This window comes from Aquimarina rubra, assembly GCF_042684305.1.
Taxonomy (GTDB): Bacteria; Bacteroidota; Bacteroidia; order Flavobacteriales; family Flavobacteriaceae; genus Aquimarina; species Aquimarina rubra.
Genome location: NZ_JBHULE010000019.1, coordinates 55,893 through 68,566 on the forward strand (window position 1 = coordinate 55,893; position 12,674 = coordinate 68,566).

Consider the following 12,674-nt stretch of genomic DNA (forward strand, 5'->3'; position numbering starts at 1 on the left):
AAAAAATAAGAAATAATTTTAACTGCGCAAAAAGAATGCGTACTGACCTCAGACATTTGTACTATAAATAATAAACAAATAAAGATTATTTAAGAAATTAGAGTACTTATATATTCATAATTTATGTTTCCTCTCCCTCTGGGAGAGGATTAAGGTGAGGGTTTTACAAATAAGGCCCCTCATCCTAACCTTCTCTCCAAGGAGAAGGAACTTATTTAATTTTAAATGAAAATTCAGGAAATAAAATAATAACAATTAAAAAAACAACCATGAAGTTTAATCAATTTTCTAAAAAGGAGCAGGAGATCAGAAATTATCTGTTAGCCGATGCATTTGCAGGCTTCAACGGAATAGGGTTACACACTTCGGTTGTGAATGCTACTCCAGAAAAAATGCCAAATGTAAAAGGTACTACAACACTGGAGAAAATGCTGAATTTAACTAGCATGAAAATTCGTAAAGTGCTAGTAACAGACAGCTATACTTCGCATATAGTTTAGATTTTGTAAGCTGCAAAAAGTGATGGTAAACAATTATAAATCCTATTACTTCTAATACATGTTAGAGTTCCTTCTCCTTGGACGACAGCGCGTAGCGATGGGCGAGAAGGAGCGTTGGAGTTAGGATGAGGGGCAAATGAATCCCTCACCTTAACAAATCACCTATTGCCCGCTTACAACATCAACATATCGAACGTATCCCGTGATACATTTCTATGACGCTTATTGAACCAAGGTTACAAAATTAATTTTGTCAATCTGATCCTATCGAAGACTCAAACACATCTATCAGATCTTAACTAACAATCTGATATGCACACTGAGCTGTCACACTGAGCTTGTCGAAGTGCTGTCGAACTGCAGTTTGCCGCTACCCGAAAAGGGGAAAGTAAGGTATCGCAACTGTACTAGGATCACTTTCCCACCTTATTGATCATTTCCCATAGGTACTAGGTATGCACCGCATACTAGCTGGGGTTGCAACCTATGGGCGTACCCCAACAATTGGAATATCAGACAACTAACAACATTAAAAACGAACTGATGAAAACTTTAAAATACGTATTATTAGCCGTCTTATTAGGTCTTAACCTAGTTTCTTGCGACCCTCCTTCTGTCAATGATGAAGTTGGAGTTGAGCAATTGGAGACAACGAGTCTACAACCTACGGAAGAAGATGATGAAGAAACCGTTAAGGATTAAAACTTAACTATATCAAAAGGATATTCGTTTGATTGAATATCCTTTTTTCTCTTAATGATCAATAATTTTATAACCTTAACTTATTACCATAAATATTTTACTAATTTCGATTTTATGAATAGACATATATTATATCCTGTATTAATTATTTCTACTTTACTTTATAATTGCTCTGCAGAAAATTATAGTATAGATGAAAAATTAAAGTCTACTAATGAAATTGAGGGATATATTGAAATTGCTTCCAATAAAGAAATATCCGTTGATAAGAGAAAATCATATCTTGAAAAAGCGTATTTAGCATATACAAATCTTGAAAACAATAAATATAAGAGAAATAAGATTCAAAAAATCTCGGCGATCCAATTTGAGTTAAAAAATTATATCGCTTCGGAAAACATGGACAAAGAAATGTTAAATTTATCTATTTCGATAAATGACTCATTAGGTATTGCAAAGGCTTATTTAAACTTAGGAATTCATTTTAGAAACAAACAAATCTTGGATAGTGCTTACTATTACTTTTATAACGCTAACAAAATGTATACTTCTTTTGAAAATCAAAAAAAATTTGATCCTATAGATTATGCACTTGATCAAGGTACCGCATTAATAGATCTTGCCAAATTATCAAGAAAGGTAAAAGACTACAGTAACAGCGAAGCATTAACTATAAAAGCGATTCAAAAATTTCAACTATCTGGTAATCTAAGATATCTACCATTATCTTATAATAATTTAGGAATCGTTGCTAAGAATACAAACCGTTATAAAGATGCAATAAAGTATTTCCTAAAAACAATGCAATCTGCTCAAAATACTAATAAGGACACCCTTTATAAAGCTATAACCTATAATAATATCGGTACTGTGTATAAAACCGAGAAAAAGTATAAACTAGCAATTAAACATTATACCATAGCCTTATCTTATAAAAAATTTTTAAAAGACAGGCCTAAAAGATATGCACGTTATATTGATAATCTAGGCTATGCAAAGTTTTTAGCTAATAAAAATAATGATAGTAGTTTGTATTTATTTAATAAGGCACATAGAATACGAGATAGTATTAATGATATGATTGGTATTACAACAAGTAGTTTGCATTTAGCAGAATATTACCAATCAAAAGGCGACAATAATTTATCAAAAGAATTTGCTAAAAAAGCCGAGCTAGATGCTGCTACTATTAATGAAAACAGAGAACTTCTTCAATCCTACCAGTTACTTGCCCAAGTTTCTCCACCAGAAGAAGGACGCTCATATGCAATGAAATACATTAAGCTAAGTGATAGTTTGACCAAAAGAGATAATCTCTTTAGAGATAAATTTGCCAGAATTCGTTTTGAAAGTGAAAATCTGGAAAAAGAAAACAAACAGAAAAGTAAGGAAATCCAGGAAGTTCAAAACCAAAACACCATCTATCTTCTTGGTTTATTATTACTAATTACATTTATTGCATTTCTGATCTACTTTTCCCGACAACGCACCCGATATCTTGCCCAACAAAATAAAATTGTAGAATTCCAGGCGGCTTATGAAGCAGAAACCAGGATTTCTAAACGATTACACGATGAGTTAGGGAATGATATTTTTCAGGTGATGATGCAATATCAAAACGATCCACACGATCCACAAATCACCAAAAAACTCAATACCGCTTATACCAAAGCCAGAGATATCTCCAGAGAAAACAGTGAGTTCGAAGTGGATGAAACCTATGCAGAGGAATTAACCGATATGTTGACCAATTATACCAAAAACAACATTCGATTGGTTCTTAGAGGGATAGAAAAAATAACTTGGGATACTGTAGATAAAAACCTAAAAATTACCATCTATAGAGTATTACAAGAATTGATGACCAATATGCAAAAGCACAGTCAGGCAGATTTGGTAGCTATTGTGTTTAAAAACGAAAAGAATAATCTAATCATCAAGTACTCTGATAATGGTGTAGGCATCCAAAAAGAGGATATAAAATCAAAAAACGGAATCCGCAACACAGAAAAACGTATGCTAGCTATCAACGGAACGATTATCTTTGACTCAGAAATAGATAAAGGTTTTAAAGCTGAGATTAAAATTCCAACATAGGAAACAGCAAAGTAATTACAAGTAAACTGTCTTGTAACTATGGATTCCAGCATTTAGTTTAGCCTGAGCTAAGTCGAAGAGCAAGAATGACAAGTCATTTTGGTTTCTATTTTTTTGTCATTAAAGCGGAGGCCGGAATCCATTTCTGGGTAAAGTAACGCAAAAACAGACTTGTAATACGGAAAAGCGTAATCAAACTAGAATCGGAACAATTATCTTTGACTCAGAAAGAAACAAAGGCTTTAAAGCTGAGATAATTATTTCTTTATAAACAGAATCTCACCTTTCTAACGCTTCATCTCGCCCATCACTATCGTGATGTCGTTTCAAAGGAGAGGAGCTAAAAAAAGTCCCTCTTCGAAGAGGGATTTAGGGAGATGTTATTGTGAGTAAAGAAAACGTGTTGGAAAAAAGAAATATAAATATGTTTACAAAAGTATTGGTAGCAGAAGACTATGAAATTGCTAATCAAGGTATTGTAAAAGTACTAAATGACGAAGTTGATATCCACAATATTCACGAGGCGAAATATTGTGATGATGCCTATCTAAAATTTAGAAAAGCACATAAGGATGGAGAATTGTTTGAGTTACTGATTACCGATCTTTCTTTTAAAGAAGATCATAAAGTACAAATAAGAACTTCTGGTATAGAACTCATTCAGGACATTCGAAAAATACAACCGGATATAAAAGTTATCGTATACTCTCAAGAAAGCCGACCTGATAAGATTAATATGTTATTCCAAAAACTCAATATCAACGGCTATGTTTGCAAAGGGCAACATGCCGTAAAAGAATTAGTAAACTGCGTGCAAGGTGTATATAAAGGAGATACCGTGCTTCCTGCAGAAGTAACAGATGCTACCAAAGATAACATCATCAATCTAGATGATTTCGACATTATGTTACTAGAAGAGTTAGCCCAAGGTTTTACCAAAAAAGAAATCGTACAGAAATTAAAAAAACAAAAAATCTCTCCCAATAGTGAAAGTACGATTGACAAAAGAGTAAGTAAACTTTTTGATGATTTTAAAGCCAAAAACACCACACATTTAGTAGCGATTGTAAAGGATTTAGGGTTGTTGTAATTTCAGTTCTATCTAAGGATTTGGTTTAAAAAGCCGTCAAATTGAGTGATTTTTCATAGTGAAACGAAGAAAAATTAGCTTGCCCGCCTGTGGAGGGTATCGAAATTAGGCTTTTGACTAAAAATTTACTCGTCTTCGATAGTTCTACGGAGCAAGTCCAAATACAATTTTCTATCGAAAATTTCTCCGTCTGCTTTAAATTTTCTTACCTCAAATTCAGCCCTATGCATTATTAGTCAGAGCTGTCACACTGAGCCCTTCGACACCGTGTCCGCATCTGGCGGAAGCTCAGAACAGGGCTGTCGAAGTGTTATCAAAATATTGTCAAAGTATTGCCAAAGTGTACTAATTCCTTCATCTAGGCATTCAAACCAACCCTTAAAAAAGCATCACTTTTCTTCGATCTATTTCACACTCACCATACAAAACCAAACTTTTAAAAAAAAATCCCCTTCGATTACGGAAATCTGTAAGGACTTCATCTGTCATAGATTTATGTTTGTACTATCAAAAAAGTAGCATTGTATTTAAGTATTCTAATCAAAAACGAATAGTATAAACAAAAAAAGTAATGGGAAAAATGAATACAGATCAAGCAATTATATCCGGGATTATAAAGGGGGATGAACGGATACTAAAAGTTTTTTACAGGGATCACATCAGATATATTCAGGGATATATTCTTCGCAATGATGGAACCATGCAAGATGTGGAAGATATTTTCCAGGATGCATTGGTAGTGTTATACCAAAAACTAAAGTCGGGAACTTTAGAAATACGAGTGCCTGTAAAAACGTATTTTTATGGAATCTGTAAAAACACCTGGAGAACACGATTGCGCAACAGACATAAGATCGTAATGGATGAAACCAATCTAATGGATAAAGAAGAAGTATATTCTGTTATCAATGATATCGAAAATCAAGATCGTGAACACTTATACCGAAAACATTTCCAAAAATTAAGTAGCGATAATAAAAATCTGATGCTTCTATATTTTCAAGGAAAATCTGTTAAAGAAATTTCACAAATGACCGGGTATTCTGAAGGATATGCAAGAAAAAAGAAATTTGATGTCAAAAAACAACTACTCACGATGATTGAAAAAGACCCGTTGTATAGTGAGTTAAGAATTACTGCCTAATGCAATTAACGCGCACATCAATTAAAAACAATAGTTTACAAAAATCGCGAAAAAAGAAAACCGGGCCTGAACCCGGTTTTCTACGTTAAAACACATTCACTGACGACTGACTAGTCGATTATGATTGAGATGTAACCCCTATTTTCCTTCTTTATAGCGCTTTTGTAGTATAAACAGGCAACAAAAGAAATACCCTACTTATTTTTTAAAAAAAATTGCTTCTTACCAATCCATAAGACACAATTGAATGATAGGATGACTTTGAAGACAGCAAAAATTTCCCTATCATTATATCGCTAAAACTAAACAACATGAAAAAAGTATTACCCCTATTTGTATCTCTTATAATGATGATTTCTTGTAAAGACGATCAAAAGCAAAAAACTACGGATACAGAAAACGAAACAGAATCCGTTCAAAACAATGAAGACCAAGATTCTAAATCGAATAGTACAGATCGGACCAACTCAAGTTCTAAACTAACCGATGTAGATCTAGCTCAAGAAGTAGAAAATTTTATTATTTGTAAAAAAGCGAGTACAGAGCGTAATGATTGTAGAAACAGTATTACCAAAACAATTTCTAAAGCTTTTGGACTTACAGAATTTAGTGATCCAAAACTAGGCTATGTAATCTATGATAGTATTCGTCCGATTGCTGAGCGATCCAAAAACTGGTTACAATTGGGATCCGTAACCCAAGAAACCATCGATCAGGCATTGGCGCATACCAACAGAGGTGGTTTAGCATTGATTATCGATACCGCAGAAACGTATGGGCACGTAGTAATGATTGTACCCGGAGATAGTAAAAAATCGGGTTCGTGGAATATGAAACTGCCTAATGTTTTGTCTTTGACTAATTATAAACCTGAAAAATCTTTTAGCAATAAATCCTTATCGTATGCGATGAAAAAAAGTGATGATCTCAGGATTTTTCTCAGACAATAACAAATAACAATAATTAGTATATAGTCCTCAAGTGAAGTTTTTATTTGAGGATTTTTTTTGAATTATTTTTTACTACGCAGAATCTTTGCGTAATAAGACTACTTCTTTGTACGGTAATTAAACAAAAGATGAAAACAAAACTTAAAGAAATAGAAGAAGAACGTGGAGTTAAAATAAACTACGCTTGTGAATCCGGAAGCAGGGCTTGGGGTTTTGCATCACCAGATAGTGACTATGATGTTCGTTTCCTGTATACAAAACCATTAGCATGGTATCTTTCTGTATCTGAAAAACGTGATACAATCGATATCATGGATGGAGACTTTGACGCAGTGGGATGGGAATTACGTAAAAGCTTACAACTACTCAAAAAATCAAATGTACCAGCAATTGAGCATTTGTTTTCGCCAATTATATATCTTGGAGAAGATGCCATAGTTTCAGAATTAAGAAGTATCGCTTCAGAGTGCTTCTCTCCTATCGCATGCATGTTTCACTACTTAAGTATGAGTAAAAAGTATGAAGAAAAACTAACTGGTGAAACTATAAAACTAAAGAGTTTATTCTATGCTTTACGAACTTCTATGGCCGGCAAATGGATATTAGAACATAAAACAATGCCTTCAGTAGTCTTCAGTGAAATGTTATCTTTAGTCTCAGATGATATTGCAGATGAAATCAAAAGTTTAATGGAAATAAAATCCAAAAATGATGAGAGCTATATGCATTCTAGAAATGAAAAAGTAATAGAATTCATATCTGAAACAATAGCAATGAATAACAAATATTCAAAATCCCTTCCATCCGGAAAACCTGATCACGAAAGAATCGATGCATTTTTGTTTAAGTGTATAACGGAAACTGAAGAGTAGACGTCACATCGAGTGCCACGCTTTTTGGGCGTGGTGTATCGAGATGCATCCAAAATGGGTCTCGATACAATTTTTTTTGCAGAAAATGCTTCAAAAAATCACTCGACCAGACGTAAGTAAAATAATAAAATAGTAGACCTAAAAAATGAAAACCATAGCAGAACTTAAAGCATCAGGAAATATCATATTCGAATGTATAAGCGGAAGTCGTGCCTACGGTTTAGATACTGCTACTTCGGATACAGATATCAGAGGTGTATTTGTCTTACCTAAAGAAAAATTCTATTCACTAGAGTATGTCGGACAAATTAATAATGAAACAAATGATATCGTATATTATGAACTACGAAAGTTTATAGAACTACTGTCTAAAAACAATCCTAACATATTGGAGTTACTCAATGTTCCCTCAGCATGTATCCTGAAAAAAGATCCAATTTTTGATCAAATCAACATGGAATACTTTTTATCCAAATTATGTAAAGATACGTTTGCGAATTACGCATATACCCAAATCAAAAAAGCCAGAGGGCTCAACAAAAAGATTGTAAATCCAGTAGATAAAGAAAGAAAAACTGTCATCGATTTTTGCTATATCAGAACCGGCAAACAATCCATACTATGCAAGGAGTTTCTAGCTAAAAATAATTTAGAAATGAGTAATTGTGGTTTGGTTAAAATCCCGCATATGAAGGATTGTTATAATCTATTTTATGCAGGAGGAAAAGGATATCAAGGTATCGCAAGAGAAAATGCAAACGAAGTTTGTCTAAATTCTGTACCCAAAGAAGAACAACCTCTTGCTATGCTATATTTTAATGTAGATGGATATTCTTCTTATTGCAAAAAATATAAAGAGTATTGGACTTGGGTTGAAAAACGAAATGAAGCTCGCTATAATAATAATGTAGCACACGGAAAGAATTATGACACTAAAAATATGATGCATACTTTTAGGTTGCTACATATGGCAAAGGAAATTGCAGAAGAAGGCACTGTAAATGTAAGAAGAATGGATCGGGATTATTTGTTAGGCATTAAAAACGGAGATTTTGAGTATGATGATTTAGTAAACAAAGCAGAAGAGCTAAAAGAAAGTTTGGATGAATTATATGGGAAATCAAATTTAATAAAAAGACCAGATTTAGCTGAAGTAAACAATCTATTGATTAAAATCAGAGACGATTTTTATAAATAAATTAATCTACGCAAAACTATTGCGCAATACCACCTCATCTTTGTTTCATAATTAAAGAAAACATGGAAAATAAAGTAAACATTACAGGAAAAACATTGATCGATTTAGGATTTAGATCCGGGAAATGGTTTCCGGAAGCGATTGAACATATCAATACACATCAATTAGTTGATGAAGCAATGCACGCATATTTAGAACAATATAAAATGCCTCCTATCCAGGAATTACATAACACTCCGATAGATTTTAAAATCAACATCAAAGCAGAAAACGAGTTAGAAGAAGACAACGTTACTTCGGTACTAGACTCTATGAAAGCGTTAATGAAAACACCAACAATTGTAAACGGAGCTGTGATGCCAGATGCTTGTCCTGCCGGTCCTAACGGAACCATTCCTGTGGGTGGTGTGGCGGTTGCCAAAAATGCCATCCATCCGGGAATGCATAGTGCCGATATCTGTTGTTCTGTGATGTTAACCGATTTTGGCAAAACAGATCCTAAAAAAGTATTGGACGCTGCACACGCTAGTACACATTTTGGACCTGGTGGAAGACCTAGAGGACAACAATATAATTTGACGGATGAACTATTAGCCGAATTCAAATCCAACTTCTTCCTGAAAGAAGATAAAGATATCAGTATGGCAAGAGAACATCTGGGAACCCAAGGAGATGGTAATCATTTTTTATTCATTGGTACCTCTGCCAAAACAGGAAACACCATGATGATCACACATCACGGTTCTAGAGGTGTGGGTGCCAGATTGTATAAGAAAGGGATGCATATTGCTAACAAATTCAGATGTGACTTATCTCCTGATACCTTAAAGCAAAATGCCTGGATTCCTTTCGACACAGAAGAAGGACAAGCCTATTGGTCTGCATTGCAAACCATCAGAAAATGGACAAAACTAAATCATGAAGTGATTCATGATGCAACGTTAAAGGCATTAGATATTGAAGCTGAAAACAGATTCTGGAATGAACATAATTTTGTTTTCAAAGAAGGTGATTTGTTTTACCACGCCAAAGGCGCAACACCATTAGATGCTAAATTTATGCCGGATATTACAGGTCCAAGATTGATCCCGTTAAATATGGCAGAACCGGTGTTAATTGTAGAAGGAGCAACAACCAATACTAATTTAGGATTTGCACCTCACGGAGCAGGTAGAAATATGAGTAGAACGCAACATAAAAGAAATAAAGAAGGGCAAACCAGAGAAGAAATCTTTGAAATCGAAACCAAAGGTCTAGATGTTAGATTCTACTCTAAAGAAATCGATATTTCTGAATTGCCGAGTGCTTATAAAAATGCTGCAACTGTTAGAGATCAAATGTCAGAGTTTGGTTTAGGTACGGTGATTGATGAAGTGATGCCTTATGGATGTATTATGGCTGGCGATTTTCAGATCAATGCACCTTGGAGAGTGAAGAGAAGAAGATGATGAATGATGTAGTAAAAAGTTTTTTTGATTTTTTAAAACTAATTTTCGTAATACCGATCATTATAATCATAATGCTATTACTAATACCATTGCCCATAGTACTCTTTTTGTATTTTATCTTTGAAAGTTTGATGAACAAAATAAAACTAAAAGTTTCCTTAAAAAAATATGATGGACAGATCTATCTAATCTATTCAGACTATAATGATCTAGATCTATCTAAACTTACTAAAGGGCTTAATAGTTTAAAATACGTTAAAGTGATTAACAATCGTGTTAATGGATTATTAGAAAAACATTTAATTAAAGGACTCCAAAGTAAAAGCTACCCAAGATTAGTGAAAATTGATAAGGGTAAAATAATACATAAGGAGCACTATAATTCTTTTAAAAATCTAGTAAAACGAAACAACGATTTAGATAGTTTTTATGATCTTTTGATGAGGTCCTTTAACAACTTGAATAAATAAAAATGGCAACAAGAAAAGGAACCCTGTATTAAGTTTTTAACTTAAAAATTAATACAGATGAAATCTTATGACAACAAGAAATTTTACAATTACAAAACGAGTCATAAAAGAAAAAAGAGAACCAAAAGTGCTAAAATTTGGTGGAAAAGTAATTCTTGGGAATATCGTCGATATTTACGCGGAAAATATCGTAACCAATGTAAAACAATTCTTCGTAGAAAAGTAGAAGGAGAAGACATTGAATTTCCAATTTATAAAAAAACATTATGGTGGGAAGCCTAAATGGATGATAAAAGAACTATTGATTTAATGAACCTCTTTCAAACCATACAAACCAGCATACCACTCCTTTCAGATTCCTGGAAGGAGCAGTATGCTGGATTTTTACAGGAAGAACATTTACTGGTTTTTGCCAAAAATCTAGAACGCTACCATCAGTTTGGAGTTCCAGATACACATCCACTACCTCATTTTGATGAAGAAATAACTCCACCATTATCAGAAGCATTTAAAAGTTTCGAAAAGTTATTAGCTGATCAAAATACAACACCAAAAGATTGGATAAAAGTAATAGAAACCAATCCATTCGAATATCTTTTGATATTGATTGGACAAAGATGGACCTCAGCAACCTTAAAAAATGAAGAGGCAATTCCTCCTATAAAAAAAACGTTACTGGATAGCTGTTTTACACCATTTAATGACCAAATCTGCATTGCAACCAGAGCCTGGGAAAAGCATATAGGAAGATCAGAAGACAATTTCTGGGGAGAAATGAAAGGCAATCCTACTCAAAAAGAAGAAAAAGTAAAAAAGCGTATTCTGGAAATCATTGAAAATAAAACCTGGTGGAATATCTTTTATCATTATAAACACGAATTAATCTATGAGATTAGAGTTCCCAGCGGACATGGAATTAGATGGAATGCCAACGGAACCAAGTTAATTGGGTTTTTAGAACCTTTTTTATAAGTTCATATTCTATAGCAGCATCTTTCTTTACCTTTGTCTTAACCATTAACCAATGTAATACCCACAATGATCTATACCATAGAAAATGATGAATTAATAGTTCGTATTGATACTGTAGGAGCAGAACTTACAAGCATCAAAACCAAAAAAGATACCAAAGAATTTTTATGGCAAGGAGATCCAGCCATATGGGCAAGTCAGGCACCAGTACTTTTTCCGGTTATTGGTGGACTAAAAAATGGAATGTATACTTATAAAGGAAAGAGCTATTCACTTCCAAAACATGGATTTATACGATATAATAAGAATATTGTTGGAACTCAAGATTCCACGACTAAAGCTTCATTTACACTATGTGCCTCAGAAGAGACATTGAAAAGTTATCCATTTAAATTCAATTTTACTATAAGTTTCGAACTTATCAATAATCAGATCCATGTTTCTCACACCATAGCAAATAATGATTCAGAAACCATGTTTTTTTCCGTTGGTGGGCATCCAGCTTTTAATTGTCCATTGGACATATCCGAAAATTATGAGGATTATTATATCTCACTAGAGAAAACAAAGAATCCTAAAAGCTATGTTCTAAACGATCAAGGTCTTATTTCTAAAAATACTATTTCTATCATTGATGATCATAAAATTTGGCTTACCGACACTCTTTTTGATAAGGACGCCTTAATTTTCAAAAATATAAACGCGAAAAAAGCAATTCTCACTCATAAAATCAAGGGTCCGGTGTTATCGATAGATTTTAATGACTTTCCGAATCTCGGTATTTGGGCAAAACACAAATCACCATATGTCTGTATAGAGCCTTGGTTAGGATATGCAGACGTAGAAGAAACAACTCAAAATCTCGAAGAGAAAGAAGGGATTCAAAAACTTGATAAAGGACAAGTTCATAAAAGTAGTTATACAATAACCATCATCTAACATTACTTAGAATCAAAATGAATTATCTGAAAAATTTGGAACTTATTTAATAATAAACTCATATTTGCATTGTAAATAAGAAAAAAACAAGTTTTAAGTATCTATGAATCTATTTTGTACACATAAAAAAGGACGCTGTAAAGCTGTTTTCGGATCGAAAGCATAGATAAAAAAACTAGAAAAACATATATTCTAAAGAGCGTCCAAAAAAATTGGGCGCTTTTTTTATGTTATTTTTTTAGAAACGATGAACACCAAATAAAATGTTGTTTGAGCGATACTCATAAGAGCT

12 protein-coding genes are annotated in these 12,674 nt (G+C 33.3%); all 12 read left to right on the top strand.

Annotated elements, in window-relative coordinates; genetic code table 11:
- Positions 1-269: 269 nt before the first annotated feature.
- A complete protein-coding gene (locus ACFSR1_RS08660) occupies positions 270-500 on the top strand; it encodes a hypothetical protein (protein ID WP_378291598.1) in 231 nt (76 codons plus the stop codon).
- 543 nt (positions 501-1,043) lie between these two features.
- The gene (locus ACFSR1_RS08665; protein ID WP_378291599.1) at positions 1,044-1,202 is read left to right on the top strand and encodes a hypothetical protein; all 159 of its coding nucleotides are present in this window, start codon (positions 1,044-1,046) and stop codon (positions 1,200-1,202) included.
- 114 nt (positions 1,203-1,316) lie between these two features.
- A complete protein-coding gene (locus ACFSR1_RS08670; RefSeq protein ID WP_378291601.1) occupies positions 1,317-3,299 on the top strand; it encodes a tetratricopeptide repeat-containing sensor histidine kinase in 1,983 nt (660 codons plus the stop codon).
- A gap of 424 nt (positions 3,300-3,723) precedes the next feature.
- Positions 3,724-4,389 (top strand): response regulator, encoded by a 666-nt coding sequence (locus ACFSR1_RS08675; protein WP_378291603.1) that lies wholly within the window; start codon positions 3,724-3,726, stop codon positions 4,387-4,389.
- 571 nt (positions 4,390-4,960) lie between these two features.
- Positions 4,961-5,533 carry an RNA polymerase sigma factor gene (locus tag ACFSR1_RS08680; RefSeq protein WP_378291605.1) on the top strand — a complete coding sequence of 191 codons (573 nt, stop codon included), beginning with the start codon at positions 4,961-4,963 and terminating at the stop codon, positions 5,531-5,533.
- Positions 5,534-5,844: 311 nt separating this feature from the next.
- Complete coding sequence (locus tag ACFSR1_RS08685; protein ID WP_378291607.1) at positions 5,845-6,483, top strand: hypothetical protein; 639 nt, start codon at positions 5,845-5,847, stop codon at positions 6,481-6,483.
- A gap of 128 nt (positions 6,484-6,611) precedes the next feature.
- Positions 6,612-7,355 carry a nucleotidyltransferase domain-containing protein gene (locus ACFSR1_RS08690; protein WP_378291609.1) on the top strand — a complete coding sequence of 248 codons (744 nt, stop codon included), beginning with the start codon at positions 6,612-6,614 and terminating at the stop codon, positions 7,353-7,355.
- A gap of 145 nt (positions 7,356-7,500) precedes the next feature.
- Entirely contained in the window at positions 7,501-8,553 is a 1,053-nt protein-coding gene (locus tag ACFSR1_RS08695) for a nucleotidyltransferase domain-containing protein (protein WP_378291611.1), read from the top strand.
- A gap of 62 nt (positions 8,554-8,615) precedes the next feature.
- Positions 8,616-10,001: an RtcB family protein gene (locus tag ACFSR1_RS08700; protein ID WP_378291613.1), complete on the top strand. Its 1,386-nt coding sequence runs from the start codon at positions 8,616-8,618 to the stop codon at positions 9,999-10,001.
- 527 nt (positions 10,002-10,528) lie between these two features.
- Positions 10,529-10,753 (top strand): hypothetical protein, encoded by a 225-nt coding sequence (locus tag ACFSR1_RS08705; protein WP_378291615.1) that lies wholly within the window; start codon positions 10,529-10,531, stop codon positions 10,751-10,753.
- Complete coding sequence (locus ACFSR1_RS08710) at positions 10,754-11,443, top strand: hypothetical protein (protein ID WP_378291617.1); 690 nt, start codon at positions 10,754-10,756, stop codon at positions 11,441-11,443.
- Between the two features lie 66 nt (positions 11,444-11,509).
- Complete coding sequence (locus tag ACFSR1_RS08715) at positions 11,510-12,382, top strand: aldose 1-epimerase family protein (RefSeq protein WP_378291619.1); 873 nt, start codon at positions 11,510-11,512, stop codon at positions 12,380-12,382.
- Positions 12,383-12,674: the final 292 nt, after the last annotated feature.